Source organism: Thalassotalea sp. ND16A (genome assembly GCF_000764205.1).
Classification (GTDB): domain Bacteria; phylum Pseudomonadota; class Gammaproteobacteria; order Enterobacterales; family Alteromonadaceae; genus Thalassotalea_A.
On sequence record NZ_JQDZ01000053.1, the window covers coordinates 69760 to 86036 of the forward strand.

A 16277-nucleotide genomic window follows, 5' to 3' on the forward strand; every position below is an offset into this window, starting at 1 on the left:
GCAACCACGTACTGATTAATTATTAGGGATATATAAAAAGTATAGTAAATCTGTGATGAATAGTTGTTGCTGTAAGCTTATATGCGTTATGATTCGAGCAATATTTTAAATTCATATCTTGTGTTAACAGCCATCATTGCTAATTGAGTGGTTAACACGACCAACGTTTGAGAAAACCGTTAATGGAATCCATTTATAATCCCCAGTCTATTGAACAAAAAATTCAACAAAGCTGGACTGAAAACAAAACTTTTGAAGCTGTAGAAAAACCGGGTAAAGAGAAATTTTATTGCCTGAGTATGTTCCCATACCCAAGTGGCCGTTTGCACATGGGTCACGTACGAAACTACACTTTAGGTGATGTGATCAGTCGTTACCAACGCTTGCAAGGCAAAAACGTAATGCAACCTATGGGTTGGGATGCGTTTGGTTTACCGGCGGAAAACGCAGCCATTAAAAACAAAGCAGCACCGGCTAAGTGGACTTATGAAAACATTGACTACATGCGTAACCAGCTTAAATCTTTAGGTTTTGGCTATGACTGGAATCGTGAACTGGCCACCTGTAAAAAAGATTATTACAAATGGGAACAATGGTTTTTCACTAAACTTTTTGAAAAAGGCCTGGTCTATAAGAAAAATGCCACGGTTAACTGGGACCCGGTAGATCACACCGTGCTTGCCAATGAGCAAGTCATTGATGGTCGCGGCTGGCGCAGTGGCGCCAAAGTCGAGCGCAAAGAAATTCCCCAATGGTTTATCAAAATTACCGATTACGCCGAAGAGTTATTAAACGACTTAGATCAGCTGGAAGGTTGGCCTGAGCAAGTTAAAACCATGCAACGCAACTGGATTGGTCGCTCTGAAGGGGTAGAAATGACCTTTAACGTGGTTGATTCTATTGACACTTTTGATATTTACACCACCCGCCCGGACACACTCATGGGGGTTACTTACGTTGCCCTTGCGCCACAACATCCTTTAGCGTTACAAGCGAGCGAAAGCAATGCCGAACTGGCGGCGTTTATTGCCAGCTGCAAAAGCAACAAAGTATCGGAAGCCGATATGGCGACGATGGAGAAATTGGGTGTCGATACCGGCCTGAAAGCCATTCATCCAATCACCCAAGAGCAAGTGCCGGTTTGGGCCGCGAACTTTGTCTTAATGGATTACGGCTCAGGTGCGGTTATGTCGGTACCAGGGCATGATCAGCGAGATTACGAATTTGCGACAAAATACGGCTTAAACATTACCCAGGTTATCACTAACGAAGACGGCGGTGATATTAGCAATGCGGCCATTACCGAAAAAGGTACTTTAATCAACTCTGGCGAGTTTGATGGCATTAGCTCAGACGATGCGTTTAAAGCGATCAGCTCCCACCTTGCAGCGGAAGGCAAAGGTAAAGTGACGGTAAATTACCGTTTACGTGATTGGGGTGTGTCTCGCCAGCGCTACTGGGGTACGCCAATTCCCATGCTAACGTTACATAATGGCGAGTCTGTTCCGGTACCCGAAGATCAGCTCCCGGTGGTATTGCCCGAAGACGTGGTAATGGACGGGGTACACTCGCCCATTAAAGCCGATTTAGACTGGGCAAAAACCAGCTATGAAGGTGAGCCGGCATTACACGAAACCGATACCTTTGATACCTTTATGGAATCGTCCTGGTATTACGCCCGTTATTGTTCGCCAAACCATGACACTGGCATGCTCGATCCGGAAAAAGCCAATTACTGGCTACCGGTAGATCAATACGTAGGCGGCATTGAACACGCCATTTTGCATTTATTGTACTCACGTTTCTTCCACAAATTATTACGTGATGTCGGTTTGGTAAACTCGGATGAGCCGTTTAAAAGCTTGCTATGTCAAGGCATGGTATTGGCCGACACTTACTACCGTGAAGAAAGCAACGGTGCACAAACCTGGATCGCACCAAGTGATGTTGAGGTTGAGCGTGATGAAAAAGGCGCAGTAACAAAAGCCACATATAAAGCAGATGGCCAGCCGGTATTATCGGCGGGCATGAGCAAAATGAGTAAGTCGAAAAATAACGGCATTGACCCGCAAGAAGTCATCGACTTGTTTGGTGCCGATACTGTGCGTTTATTTATTATGTTTACCTCACCACCAGAACAAACTCTGGAATGGTCTGATTCGGGTGTGGAAGGTGCACATCGTTTCTTAAAACGAGTGTGGAAGTTAGTGTATGATTTTACCCAGGCAGGTGAAGCGCCTAACTTAGCCGATGTTGAATTAACCAGTGCTCATAAAAATTTACGTCGTGAAGTGCACAAAACCATCGCCAAAGTAAGCGATGACATTGGTCGTCGTAATACCTTCAATACCGCCATTGCTGCGATTATGGAACTGATGAATAATTTAGCGAAAGCAAAATTAGCGTCAGCGGCCGATAAAGCGGTGATGCAAGAAGCGGTACGAGCGATTGTATTAATGCTAACACCAATTACCCCGCATTTAGGTCATGAGTTATGGGCAACTATTGGCGATGGTAGTGCCGTTGAAGATGCCGCCTGGCCAGAGGTTGATCAATCCGCCCTGGTGGAAGATGAAAAATTGGTGATTGTGCAGGTAAACGGCAAATTACGTTCAAAGTTGACGGTGCCGGCGACAATCTCACAAGAAGAAGTTGAAAAGATTGCCTTTGCAGAAGAGAATGTGGTTAAGTTTACGGAAGGAAAAACGGTACGTAAGATCATTTATGTGCCAGGAAAACTACTCAATATTGTGGCCAATTAATGATAAAAAGTGCCGGGAAAACAAGATGGTTCAACTTGCAACACTTACTCAGCATTAAAGTAATTTTAACTGCGGTGCTAAGTGTTGCAATGTTAACTGGCTGTGGCTTTAAAATGCGTGGTGATTACTTAATTCCGGAACAGTTGCACGTTTTGTACGTAAGCTCGCGAGATCCCCATGGTGAGCTTACGCGTTTGGTTAAGGAAAATTTATCGTTAAACGACGTTAAAATCGTCAGCCGTCGAACCACGGCGGTCCCGGAATTGCGTATTTTAACAGATACCTTAGACCGGCGGACCCTGTCGCTGTTTGAAAATGGTCAGGTGGCAGAATACGAACTTACTTACACCGTGCGCTACGAAGTCCGCTTTGAAGATCAAGACAACCAATCGTTCGATTTTGATGTCAGCCGCAACTACCAGGATAACCCTGACAGAGCACTGGCAAAAACCCGGGAGCTGAATCTGCTGCGCCGGGAAATGCGCATTGAAGCCGCCGCTCTCATTTTAAGAAATCTTGCCACTACCACCCTTTGAATCAAGGTATTAAGATTGCATGCGAATTTATCATAGCCAACTGCAAAACCAGCTAACAAAACCTTTGCTCAATGTGTGGCTGGTGTTTGGTGATGAACCCTGGCAAAAAAATGATGCCTTAGATAACATTAAACTGTGTGCCAGGAATCAAGGCTTTGATGAACTCATTCGCTTTAGCTCTGATGACAAGTTTGACTGGAACCAGGTATACAACGAATATCAAAGTTTAAGTTTGTTTAGTGCAAGACGCATTATTGAAATTGATTTGGTCAATAACAAACTCGATGACAGCGGCGTAAAAACGTTACTCGATATTGGCGAATTAATCAGCCAGCAAAACGACAATGATGTACTGCTTATTTTGCATGGGCCAAAGCTCGATGCCAATGCCAGCAAAAAGAAATGGTTTAAAGCGCTCGACAAAATCGGCTGCTTTATTCCGTTATATGAGTTAGAAGGCAAAGGCTTAACTATTTGGCTAAACCAGCAATGCCAGCAGCTTAATTTGAAAATGGACTCACAGGCACAAATGATGTTGAGCGATTTTTTTATTGGCAACACCCCGGCACTGCAACAAGAATTGCAAAAGCTGGCACTATTGTTTAAGCAAAACTTCATTCGCAGCGAAGATTTAGAACAGCTATTGATCAAGCAATCGAAATTTACGCCATTTCAACTCATCGATGGCTTGCTTGCCGGCAACCTGTCGCAATGCATGAACATGCTCACCCAAATGAAACATGAAGGTGTAGCTGCAGGGCAATTAGTTTGGATATTGCATAAAGAGATTGTGCAATTAGAAATGATGCTCAACCGCATGGCAAAAGGCGAAGAGAGACAAGCCTTGTTTAAAGAGTTGCGCATTTGGGATAAAAAGAAACCACTGTACAATCACGCGTTAACCCATATTACTGTTACGAATATCAAACAAGCAAAAAAGCGTCTGGCCAAAACCGACTTGATCAGCAAAAGCAGCAGCGACTTTGATGAATATATCTTGTTAGCCGATGTCTGTTTGAGCCTATACCACGGTGATGTGACGAAGCGGTTGTCACTGGAATATGAGTATTCGTAGCAGAGCTACTAGGTACAAGGTACGAGGTACAAGGTACAAGGTACAAGGTACAAGCAGCATGTTTTACTGCCTCATCTATTGTGTAAAGTAAGAAGTTGATACTAGGTACAGGGTACAGGGTACAGGGTACAGGGTACAGGCAGCATGTTTTACTGCCTCAACTATTGTGTAAAGTAAGAAGTTGATACTAGGTACAGGGTACAGGGTACAGGGTACAGGGTACAGGGTACAGGGTACAGGGTACAGGCAGCATGTTTTACTGCCTCATCTATTGTGTAAAGTAAGAAGTTGATACTAGGTACAGGGTACAGGCAGCATGTTTTACTGCCTCAACTATTGTGTAAAGTAAGAAGTTGGAACTGGGAACTGGGAACTGGGAACTGGGAACTGGCATTATGCTTAACCATATTAACTACACTGCAGCCATTCAATGGCATAAATTTAAACTTTTCGATTAATCAACGCGGACTGCCCATAGCTAGCAGCTCGCTGCCAGTAGCCATTTTATAATCCTTGGGTTAAGGTATAAACCACACTGCCTGTACCCTGTACCCTGTACCCCGTACCTGGAAATTAACCGTATATTAGAAACCATGCCAAATACTGAACGCACAAACCGCCCCGCTGCTCCCGCTAATATCGGCATTTTTGGCGGCACTTTTGACCCTATCCACCTAGGCCATATCCATAGCAGTATGGATGCCGCCCGGCAGCTGGATTTTGACCGGATTTTATTAATCCCCGCACATCTTCCACCGCATAAAGCGGGTACTCACGCCAGCGCCAGCCAGCGCAAACAAATGGTGGCGTTAGTGTGTGCTCACTTTGATATATTCAAATTGGACAGTCGCGAGTTAGAGCGAACCACCCCATCCTATACCATCGACTCGGTAACAGAGCTAAAACAGCAACACCCGAATAGTAAATTGTTCTTTTTCATCGGAACCGACTCATTAATCAACTTACCCAGCTGGCATCAAATTAAAGAATTAGTTGAGCTGTGTCATTTTGTGGTTAGCACCCGGCCCGGCTATTGCCCGGCCTCGTTGCAGGATGAGTTTTTCAAAAATAAATTAACTGATGATATTGCTCTGGTGAAACAAAAGTCGGCTGGATGCATATTGTTGTTGGAAACTTGTCAGCTCGATATTTCTTCCACTCAAATCCGCGAGATGTTAAAAAACGGCGATTCAGTGTCGCAGTATTTATCCACGGAAGTCGCGCAGTTTGTCGATGAAAACGGCATTTACCCTGAGCAAAATAGCAGAACAAAATAATTTAATTTACACTCGCCTTAAAAAATCCCGTTAACCTCCCCTGTTAACTATTCTCGGTTCAGGTTAGAATAGCGGCATTAGCCGAAAATACTAATTTGCATACGCTAAAAACTTATGCAAATTAGTATTCGGTCCACATTTGCTCTTGAGGAAAGATTTTGCAAGCAGATAAATTAGTAGATTTTGTTGAACAACAATTAGAAGACATTAAAGCCCGAGACATTGTTATTATTGATGTCAGAGAAAAAGCCAGCTTTACCGATTATATGGTAATTTGTTCCGGCAATTCCTCTCGTCACGTAAAATCCATTGCCGATAACCTAAATAAAGAAGCAAAAGCAAACGACTTAAAGCCGTTAGGTATTGAAGGTGTTGACGTTGGCGAGTGGGCACTTCTCGATTTGGATGATGTCATCGTCCATGTGATGACCGACGATATTCGCGACCTCTATCAATTAGAAAAGCTTTGGACTGAAGAATAACTCGCCATGCGACTTACTTTGATTGCCGTTGGCAATAAAATGCCCGGCTGGATTGCGCAAGGCTTTAGCGAATATTCCCGGCGCTTTCCCCGCGATTTAACTTTTGATTTAATTGAAATCAACCCGGGCAAGCGCGGTAAAAATGCCGACATTGCGCGCATATTAGAAAAAGAAGGCGAACAAACTTTAGCGGCGGTACCTAAAGGCAACCGTATTGTTACATTGGAAGTAGAAGGCAAGCCCTGGACCACGCCCGACTTGGCCATACAGCTGGAGAAATGGCAAATGGATGGCCGTGATGTGGCGTTATTGGTTGGCGGTCCCGAAGGACTGGCACCGGCTTGTATAAAAGCGTCGGAACAAAAGTGGTCTTTATCCCCTCTAACCTTACCACACCCTATGGTAAGAATTATGATCGCAGAAAGTTTATATCGTGCCTGGAGCATCAATAACAATCACCCCTACCATCGCGAGTAACAGCGGATGGCTGTAAAACGGGTTTCGATTAAAAATCATAGTGCTGAAGCAAACTTATTTGCTCGCCGCACCTTTATCACCTTTTTAGGTGTTCTCGCCATGCTGTTGATTTTATTTAACAACATTTATGATTTGGAAATAAATTCGTATGAAAAATATCAAACCCGCTCCAATAAAAACCGGATAAAACTGTTACCGGTGGCGCCTAACCGTGGCCTGATTTACGACCGAAATGGGGTGCTGCTGGCCGAGAATAAACCGGTTTATTCACTGGCTATCATCCCCGAAGAAGTCAACGACGTTGAACAAACCTTAGCTCTGTTAAGTGACATCGTTGACGTTAGTGACGAGCAAAAGCAAAACTTTTTAAAATCGATGCGTTACAAACGCCGGTTCAAGCCGTTGGAATTATTGTCACGGCTAAACGATGAGCAAGTGGCGAAAATATCGGTGAGTCAGCATTTATTCCCCGGGGTTATCATTGAAGCCCGGTTAAAACGCTATTACCCCTTTGGCGATTTAACCACGCACTCGCTCGGCTATGTCGCCAAAATTAACAGTAATGATTTGCTCAAGCTCGAACAACAAGGCAAGAGCGATGGTTATAAGGCCACTCGCGATATTGGTAAATTAGGTCTGGAAAAATATTATCAGGATTTACTTCATGGCAGCATGGGCTATCAGGAAGTGGAAGTGAATAATCAGGGTCGAATTTTAAGAACGCTAAGCTTTACCCCTCCGGTGCCTGGTAAAGATCTGACTTTGAGTCTGGATATCGAATTGCAAATGATCGCCAAACGCGCGTTATCTGGCAGTCGTGGCGCGGTGGTAGCCATTGACCCCCGTGACGGTGGTGTATTGGCGTTTTATTCAAATCCAAGTTATGACGGCAATTTGTTTGTTCATGGCATCTCCAGCAAAAACTATAAAAAATTGCAGAACCGCAACCGACCCCTGATCAATCGCGCCACCAAAGGCACCTACCCGCCGGCTTCCACGATAAAGCCATTCTTGGGCCTGTCGGGTCTGGAAAACCAGATGATCACCACCTCATCGAAAATTTGGGATGAGGGTTTCTTCAAACTGAAAAATGGCAAACGTAAATATCGCGATCACTTAAAATGGGGCCATGGCTGGGTTACCTTAGAAGAGGCTGTTATGCGCTCTTGTAACACTTTCTTTTACAAGCTGTCGTATGAATTAGGCATAGATAAAATTTCAGCAACCATGGCTCAATTTGGCTTTGGAGAACCAACCGGTATCGATATTTTCGAAGAATCGGCAGCAATATTGCCAAGCCGAGGCTGGAAGCGTGCCCGCTATAATGAACCTTGGTATCATGGCGATACCGTAAACATTGGCATTGGTCAGGGTTTTTGGACGGTAACACCATTACAACTGGCGCAAGCAACGTCTATTTTGGTCAATAAAGGTGAAATTAAAGAACCTCACTTTTTATCCGCCATTCACAGTCCATTGCCGTTAACTGCCGAGCTGAGCAATAACGACACGGTTGCTGCAGCGGTATTTAGTGGTGCCGACGATTTGAGTCAGCAAGATAATTCAAAAAATGGTATTACCCGGGAAATTAGCGCATTTGAGATCAACGAAAAACCACCGATAGAACTCAATAATGAGCAAAACTGGGACATTATTCTGGAAGCCATGCATAAAACGGTAAGAGCACCTTCGGGTACCGGTTATCGGGCATTTTTAGGCAGCAATTACGATGCCGCCGGTAAATCGGGTACCGGTGAAGTGGTTGGCCGTGCGCAAGATACCGACTATGATGCCACTAAAATTTCGGAAGATAAGCGCGATAACGCCATGTTTATTGCCTTTGCCCCCTATACCGCGCCGGAAATCGTAGTGGCCATTGCCATTGAAAACGTTGCGGTAGGTGGCGGTGGTTCGAATGCCGGACCGGTGGCACGACAAATAATGGATCAGTACTTTGCGAACAAGACACTGACGGCAAAGGAATAGGTACGAGGGACGGGGTACGAGGTACGAGGTACGAGGTACAAGGTACAAGGTACAAGGTACAAGCAGCATGTTTGATCACCTCAAGTATGGTGTAAATTAAAAAGTTGGGGCTGGGAACTGGGAACTGGGAACTGGGAACTGGGAACTGGGAACTGGGAACTGGGAACTGGCATTATACTCAGCCATATCATCAGCACTGCTACTTTTTATATTGCCTGGATTGATTAATTAACACAGGCTGCCCGTAGCTAGGAGCTCGCTGCCAGTAGCCATTTTAGAAGCCTTGGGTTAAGGTATAAAACACACTGCCTGTACCTTGTACCTCGTACTTCGTACCCCGAAATTAACACCGACTGCCCGCAGCTAGTTGCCCGCAGCCCGAAGCAATTTTTTAAACAGAGACACACATGCGTTATGTAGGTAGAGACGAAGCAAAGAAAAAAACACTGTTACAGCGGATCCATATCGATCTGCCGTTGTTGTTTGCGCTGTTGATTTTGATGTCTGTCGGTCTGTGCGTGATCTACAGTGCTGGCGGTCAGGATACCGACTTGGTAATTCGCCAACTGATCCGCTTAGGCATTGGTCTTGGGGTGATGTTTGTGGTTGCGCAAATTCCCCCTTCGGTATATCAACGCTGGGCGGTGGTGGTTTTCATCCTGGGCTTGCTGATGCTGTTGGCAGTGTTGTTATTTGGCCATGTCGGCAAAGGCGCGCAACGCTGGCTTGATTTGGGCTTTATGAAGTTTCAACCTTCAGAGGTGATGAAACTTGTGGTGCCTATGACCATCGCCTGGTTTATCAGTAGCTACGATTTGCCCAGTAAAACCAAACACATAGTGATCGCCTTTGTTCTGGTCATGCTGCCAACGCTGATGATTGCCAAGCAACCTGACTTAGGCACCTCGTTATTAATAGCCAGCTCCGGTATTTTCGTGTTGTTTTTAGCCGGTGCCAGCTGGAAGTTAATTGCGGTTTGTACCGGTCTGGTGTCTGCATTTATGCCGATTTTGTGGATGTTTTTGATGCGAGATTATCAAAAGCAACGGGTATTAACCTTTTTAAATCCAGAGCAAGATCCGCTCGGCTCCGGCTACCATATTATTCAATCAAAAATTGCCATTGGCTCCGGCGGACTTTCGGGTAAGGGCTGGCTACAGGGCACACAATCGCAACTGGAGTTCTTGCCAGAGCGCCACACCGATTTTATTTTTGCCGTATTCAGCGAAGAATTTGGCTTACTCGGCGTGATCGGTTTGTTGTGTATTTACTTATTAATCGTAATGCGTGGTCTGTGGATTGCGGTAAATGCGCAAGAAGCATTTACCAAGTTGTTGGCCGGCAGTTTAACCTTAACGTTTTTCGTTTATGTATTTGTCAATATTGGCATGGTCTCCGGCATATTGCCGGTGGTTGGTGTGCCTTTGCCGTTAGTCAGTTATGGCGGCACATCGATGGTGACCCTGATGGCAGGATTTGGGGTAATTATGGCAATCAGTACCCATCGACGGTTAATTTCCTAAAAAAGTGCAAATAAATTGCGGATCTCAAGGTTTTACTCTTGAGTCTGCATTTATAACTTATTACACTGAAATACGCTTAAAAAATAACAAGACTACCGTGCACGCATCTAAATTTATCTTCCTCGCCGTTACCCTACTTTTGCTCAATGCTTGTAGTACGACTTCTCGCTATTCACAAAAGCACGACAGCATTCCCGATCGTCTGCCAAGCAAGCAAGAGTTAGAAGAGCCGACACCACAAATAGTACCCCCGAGCAGAGGTGGGAATAAAGACTATCAAGTATTTGGTAAATCATATCAGGTGTTACCCTCTGCTGACGGCTATAAAGCCACAGGTATCGCATCTTGGTATGGCAAAAAGTTTCATGGTCATTTAACCTCAAACGGTGAAGTGTATGATATGTATGCATTTAGCGCGGCGCATAAAGCATTGCCATTACCGACCTATTTACAAGTGACCAATATAGCCAACAACAAATCGGTGATAGTGCGGGTCAACGATAGAGGTCCATTTCACCAAGAGCGTTTAATTGACCTATCTTACAGTGCTGCCTATAAATTGGGGATGTTAACTAAAGGTACCGCGCAGGTAAAAATTGAAGCTATCACCAAAGCCAATATTGCTAAGTTTACCAACCCCAAACTAGAACACGATGTAGTCACGGTGTCAGTTGCGCAACCATTACCCAAATTCAACAGTTTAGCGACGGCGACAAAGGCGACTCCGCGGCTTAACAAGCAAACGCTAAAGAAAAACACCGCATTAGCAAAATCACCCGTCCCCCACACCGCAAAGGCGGCGCATAATTTTAACCGCTTCATTCATGTGCTGGAGACTCGCGATAAGCTATTGGCAAAAAATACCGCCAAAGGCATGCAGTTTTTACTGCAAATACCGGTAAAACTTTCCAAAAATAATGAACTTTTTCGCGTACAAGTAGGACCAATAGATAATGCCGAGCAGGCAAAAACGCTATTGGCGAATATTCAACAGCGAGGGTATAGTGAAGCGTACCCACTAAAATGGCCTAAATAAACCTGGTCATTCAACACGAATCAAATAATTTAACTGGCTAAAGTAACGTTTTCACCGTTAATGCTGATATACTAATCAGCAATTTTTGTGCTGTAAACCTTGTATTCCGAAGTATGCAGCCACTTGGTGAGCGAATAACATAACCAAGACAACCATAAATAAACCCTATAACTAAATCGTAAAACATTACAGGTAAATGATGAGCAAATCAGCACGCAAACTTCTTAACATAATCGGTGGCCTTGTTCTTGCTACGACCGCAGTTTCTGTATCAGCAAAGACAATTATCCCGGCGCCACCTCAGATTAATGCTGAAGGGTATATTTTATTAGATCATGCCACCGGCAAAGTGATCGCCGAAGGCAATGCCGATGTACAATTAGAGCCAGCATCTTTGACCAAAATGATGACCAGTTACATCATCGGCAAAGAAATTGAGTCAGGTAATATTGGCAATGACGATTTAGTCACCATCAGTGAAAATGCCTGGGCGAAAAACTTTCCGGATTCATCAAAAATGTTTATTGAAGTGGGCACTGAAGTCTCGGTTAATTTATTAAACCAGGGCATTATTGTTGCCTCTGGTAACGATGCCTGTGTCGCTATGGCCGAATACATTGCCGGCAGTGAGTCTGCCTTTGCCGATTTGATGAACGCCCATGCCGAACAATTAGAGATGTATGGCAGCCACTTTCAAAACTCGCACGGTTTAAGTGGCAATGAGCATTACTCGACGCCGCGTGATATGGCAATTTTGGCCAACGCCTTAATTACCGACGTACCAAATGAGTATGCGATTTATAAGCAGAAATCATTTACCTATAACAACATCAAACAATATAACCGCAACAGCTTATTGTGGGATAAAAGCATGAATGTCGACGGTTTAAAAACCGGTCATCATTCAAAAGCGGGTTATAACCTGGTTACCAGTGCAACTAAAGGTGGCATGCGTCTAGTCACCGTAGTTATGGGCGCCAAAAGTGAACAAGCGCGTAAAATTGAAAGCAAAAAATTATTAAACTACGGTTTCCGTTTCTTTGAAACCATCACCCCATATAAAGCCGGAGAAAGCTTTGCCACCAACCGCGTATGGATGGGCGATATTAAAGAAGTGAATTTAGGCATTTTAACCGATACCGCCATTACCATTCCTCGTGGTCAGCGTAAAAATTTGGAAGCGAATTTCAAATTAGATCGCCAATTAGAAGCCCCTATTGCCAAAGGTGAAGTGGTGGGTACAGTATTTTTACAACTAGACGGTGAGAACGTTGGCGAATATCCGCTAGTGACCCTAGAGGAAGTGAACGAAGGTAGCATGTTTTCTCGTTTAGTCGATTATGTGAAACTGCAATTCTTATAAAAGAAGGCGACGAGCGACGGGCAAAAAAGAAGCTACGGGCAGCATGTTTGAATTGAATGGCTACGGGCTAAAAAAAGACGCTTCGAGCTACTGGCAGTATATTTTAATACATCGACTATAGTGGAAGTAGGTACAAGGTACAAGGTACAAGGTACAGGGTACAAGCAGCGTGTTTGAAATGACACCGAATGTGTATAGTTTTAATTTAGGTTCAAGCTATGTGCTCGACCTTAAGGCATAAACCTAACTGCCCGTAGCTAGTAGCTCGCTGCCAGTTGCTTAGACATATTTTATGAACATGGGGTAAGGAATAAGACATGCTGCTTGTACCTTGTACCCCGCATCTTGTACCTGCTTTTATCTTTAGCTAGCGAGCTTTTCATGACCGATATCGTGTATTTAAATGGTGACCTGGTTGCCAAAGATTCAGCAAAAATCTCGGTTCTCGACCGAGGTTTTTTGTTTGCCGATGGCGTTTATGAAGTCATTCCGGTATACAACTCAACACCATTTCGATTAAAACAGCACCTATCCCGTTTAAATGCTTGCTTAATGCAATTAGATATTGCTAACCCACATTCAGCTATCGAGTGGAAAAACATCATTGCTACGTTAATTCAGCGTAACGGTGGCGGTCATTTGGCCATATATTTACAAGTTACCCGTGGTGTCAGTAAAGAAAGGAACCATTTACTGGATGCGAATATGACACCAACCGTGTTATTGATGGCGTCCAAGTTAACCGTAGCCGAACAGAATATTCAGAGTATTACCGCCACTTTGCTTAACGATATTCGTTGGCTCCATTGTGATATAAAATCTATCGCCTTGTTGGGCAATATTATGCTCAGCAATAAAGCCAGGCAGTCAGGCCATGATGAAGCCATTTTGCATCGCGATGGCTTGGTCACCGAAGGCGCAGCTTCAAACGTGTTTATGGTCAAACACCGAGAGCTGTTTACCCCGCCACAAAATCAGCTAATTTTAGGTGGCATCACTCGCGATGTTATCATTGAACTGGCCGAAGCCTCGGGGTTAAAAGTGCATCAACAAGACATCCACATTGATCAGCTGCTATCGGCAGATGAAGTGTGGATATCCTCCTCTGCGAGAGAAATTTCACCTATCCGTCAAATTGATGATAAAATAATAGGCTCCGGCATTATTGGCCCGGTAGCAAGTGTACTCCATAGTGAGTTTCAGGCATTTAAGAAAACCCTGATCAATTAGCTAATTTTTTAGCGATTAAAAGAGAGAGATATGAAAACCAAGTTTAATGAACTACTTGAATTTCCTTGCGTGTTAAATTTTAAAGTGATGGGCTTAGCCGTACCAAACTTGGCTGATTTAATTATCGCAGTATTACAAAAAGATACACCAGCAGATTATGCACCTAAAATTAAACCGAGCAGTAAAGGTACCTACCACTCGGTGTCAATTGCAGTAACGGTCACTAGCCAAGAGCATATTGAGAAGTTATACAAAGACTTATCGGCAATTGATGAAGTGCGTTACGTACTTTAACATAAAATTTTCCGTGCCAAGTTTACAAAACCAGCCGATTTTAACCGCCGGCAAAGGCTGGTAATGGTGGCTTTTCTCTTTGATAAAGCTATAATGGCGCCATTATTTTTCTACCGCTAACCTGAGTAATACCAAATCTGATTGGTAGGTGATCAATTGAGAATGCTCTAGAAAGCTTTATAACAACTGAAATTTATTGCAGATAGTTATTCATATCTTCTATAAATTTCAGGCCGTTAGAAAGTTTTATAGACATTCCCGAAGGGTAATTTATTTGCTAGAAATAAAATTACTCAATGAGCAGATATCAATAAGAATTGGTATCGTGGTTAGACAACGACGAGATAGACATTTGACCTTCCCTCTGGTTATTCGCCAATTAGGCAACATGGATTACGAAAAAGTTTGGCATGCAATGCAAGACTTTACCGATAGCCGTGATGATGCTGTTGAAGATGAACTCTGGTTAGTGGAGCACCCGCCGGTATTTACCCAGGGGCAAGCTGGCAAAGAAGAGCATTTATTGATGCCAGGTGATATTCCGGTGGTTAAAGTTGACCGCGGTGGGCAAGTAACCTATCACGGCCCGGGGCAACAAGTGATCTATTTTATGATCAATTTGCGCCGTCGCAAAATGGGCGTTAGAGAACTAGTAACATTAATCGAAAACGGTATCGTTAACATGCTGGCCAAGCACAACATAGTGGCGGCAGCAAAACCAGATGCACCTGGTGTATATGTTGATGGCAAAAAAATTGCGTCTCTTGGATTGCGTGTGCGTAAAGGCTGCTCATTTCACGGTTTGGCAATTAATGTAAATATGGATTTGTCGCCGTTTTTACGCATTAACCCATGCGGTTATGCTGGTTTAGAAATGATCCAGACACAAGATATTGGTGGTCCTGACAACGTAGCAGAGACTGGCAACAACTTAGTGGCTGAATTGCAACAATTATTGAATGCTGACACCGTTAGCCATCAGACAGGTTTATAGACGTATGACAAACACCACCGTAAAAGCGAACTCTACCCGCGTAGCACCCGGCACAAAAATGCGTGATGCCGACAAAATGGCCCATATCCCGATTCAGGTTATTCCATCTGAACGGGAAACGATGTTACGCAAACCTGACTGGTTAAAAATTAAGTTGCCAACAAGTTCAGAGAACATTGATAAAGTCAAAAAAGGCTTGCGCAAAGGTGGCTTGCACTCGGTCTGTGAAGAAGCATCTTGCCCAAACCTGGCCGAATGTTTTAACCACGGCACGGCAACGTTTATGATTTTAGGTGACATTTGTACCCGTCGTTGTCCATTCTGTGATGTTGGCCATGGTCGGCCACTAGCGGCCGATCAAGAAGAGCCGAAAAAACTGGCGCTTACGTTAAAAGATATGGCACTAAAATACGTGGTGATAACTTCAGTCGACCGTGATGATTTACGCGATGGTGGTGCCCAGCAATTTGCCGATTGTATTACTGAAATTGCGGAACATGCGCCACATACCAAAGTAGAAATTTTAGTACCAGATTTTCGTGGCCGCATGGACCGTGCATTGGATATTTTAAATGCTGCGCCCCCCCATGTGTTTAACCACAATTTAGAAACTGCGCCACGCCTTTATACCAAGGCTCGTCCCGGGGCGAATTACCAATGGTCATTAGATTTGTTGAAAAATTTTGGTGCCGCCAATCCAACCGTACCAACGAAATCTGGCTTAATGGTAGGATTAGGCGAAACTAACGAAGAAATCTTGCAGGTAATGCGCGACTTGCGCGCTCATGGCGTGACTATGTTAACCATAGGCCAGTATTTACAGCCGAGTAAACATCATTTGCCGGTTGAACGTTACGTACACCCGGATGACTTTGCCATGTTCAAGCGTGAAGCCGATAAAATGGGCTTTGAACACGCGGCCTGTGGTCCGCTGGTACGTTCAAGCTACCATGCCGATAAACAGGCTGCCGGCGAAGAAGTTAAGTAAGCTTAAACTTACCGTCATTCTCGCCAACGGCGTATCGAACTCAAGCACACTTCGCCCCAAGGAGGTCCCGTGCCTCGCTTAGGCTCACACAGGATGCCGTGGTGTAAGTAAACAAGCACCGTGAATACCGTTCTAAAACACTTACACAAACCTGATCATCAGGCTTTAGGTTATTTCTGCATTCAACGATACTGGTTGCATTTGCTAAGTAGCAAGCGCAGAGCCGTTATCTCCAGCAGCGTAGATTTCGGCTG

At 44.3% G+C, this 16277-nt stretch carries 14 protein-coding genes; all 14 read left to right on the forward strand.

All coding sequences use genetic code 11. The features are described 5' to 3' along the window. Nucleotides 1-182 precede the first annotated feature (182 nt). The 14 genes from leuS (at nucleotide 183) to lipA (ending at nucleotide 16023) form a co-directional block, all read left to right on the forward strand. Nucleotides 183-2762, forward strand: coding sequence for a leucine--tRNA ligase (gene leuS / locus ND16A_RS09410; protein WP_033077580.1), 2580 nt, complete (start codon nucleotides 183-185; stop codon nucleotides 2760-2762). Continuing rightward, nucleotides 2762-3298: an LPS-assembly lipoprotein LptE gene (locus ND16A_RS09405; protein WP_052073066.1), complete on the forward strand. Its 537-nt coding sequence runs from the start codon at nucleotides 2762-2764 to the stop codon at nucleotides 3296-3298. The genes leuS and ND16A_RS09405 overlap by 1 nt, the downstream gene beginning before the upstream one ends. Nucleotides 3299-3317: 19 nt before the next feature. Next, on the forward strand, nucleotides 3318-4373 hold the full coding sequence (holA, locus tag ND16A_RS09400) for a DNA polymerase III subunit delta (protein WP_033077581.1): 1056 nt from the start codon (nucleotides 3318-3320) through the stop codon (nucleotides 4371-4373). A gap of 593 nt (nucleotides 4374-4966) precedes the next feature. Then, the gene (gene nadD / locus ND16A_RS09395; RefSeq protein WP_052073067.1) at nucleotides 4967-5650 is read left to right on the forward strand and encodes a nicotinate-nucleotide adenylyltransferase; all 684 of its coding nucleotides are present in this window, start codon (nucleotides 4967-4969) and stop codon (nucleotides 5648-5650) included. A gap of 158 nt (nucleotides 5651-5808) precedes the next feature. Beyond that, a complete protein-coding gene (rsfS, locus tag ND16A_RS09390; protein ID WP_033077582.1) occupies nucleotides 5809-6132 on the forward strand; it encodes a ribosome silencing factor in 324 nt (107 codons plus the stop codon). A gap of 6 nt (nucleotides 6133-6138) precedes the next feature. Continuing rightward, nucleotides 6139-6609: a 23S rRNA (pseudouridine(1915)-N(3))-methyltransferase RlmH gene (gene rlmH, locus ND16A_RS09385; protein ID WP_033077583.1), complete on the forward strand. Its 471-nt coding sequence runs from the start codon at nucleotides 6139-6141 to the stop codon at nucleotides 6607-6609. A gap of 6 nt (nucleotides 6610-6615) precedes the next feature. Further along, a complete protein-coding gene (mrdA, locus tag ND16A_RS09380; RefSeq protein ID WP_033077584.1) occupies nucleotides 6616-8595 on the forward strand; it encodes a penicillin-binding protein 2 in 1980 nt (659 codons plus the stop codon). Nucleotides 8596-9002: 407 nt separating this feature from the next. Next, on the forward strand, nucleotides 9003-10118 hold the full coding sequence (rodA, locus tag ND16A_RS09375) for a rod shape-determining protein RodA (protein WP_033077585.1): 1116 nt from the start codon (nucleotides 9003-9005) through the stop codon (nucleotides 10116-10118). A 97-nt stretch (nucleotides 10119-10215) separates the two neighbouring features. Continuing rightward, entirely contained in the window at nucleotides 10216-11154 is a 939-nt protein-coding gene (locus ND16A_RS09370) for a septal ring lytic transglycosylase RlpA family protein (RefSeq protein WP_052073071.1), read from the forward strand. A gap of 196 nt (nucleotides 11155-11350) precedes the next feature. Further along, nucleotides 11351-12517, forward strand: a complete 1167-nt coding sequence (locus tag ND16A_RS09365) for a serine hydrolase (RefSeq protein ID WP_443080338.1) — start codon at nucleotides 11351-11353, stop codon at nucleotides 12515-12517. Between the two features lie 381 nt (nucleotides 12518-12898). After that, the gene (locus ND16A_RS09360) at nucleotides 12899-13747 is read left to right on the forward strand and encodes a D-amino acid aminotransferase (RefSeq protein ID WP_033077587.1); all 849 of its coding nucleotides are present in this window, start codon (nucleotides 12899-12901) and stop codon (nucleotides 13745-13747) included. Nucleotides 13748-13777: 30 nt separating this feature from the next. Next, entirely contained in the window at nucleotides 13778-14041 is a 264-nt protein-coding gene (ybeD, locus tag ND16A_RS09355; RefSeq protein WP_033077588.1) for a DUF493 family protein YbeD, read from the forward strand. A gap of 388 nt (nucleotides 14042-14429) precedes the next feature. Next, entirely contained in the window at nucleotides 14430-15035 is a 606-nt protein-coding gene (gene lipB, locus ND16A_RS09350) for a lipoyl(octanoyl) transferase LipB (RefSeq protein WP_052073068.1), read from the forward strand. Between the two features lie 4 nt (nucleotides 15036-15039). Next, on the forward strand, nucleotides 15040-16023 hold the full coding sequence (gene lipA, locus ND16A_RS09345; RefSeq protein WP_033077590.1) for a lipoyl synthase: 984 nt from the start codon (nucleotides 15040-15042) through the stop codon (nucleotides 16021-16023). Nucleotides 16024-16277 lie beyond the last annotated feature (254 nt).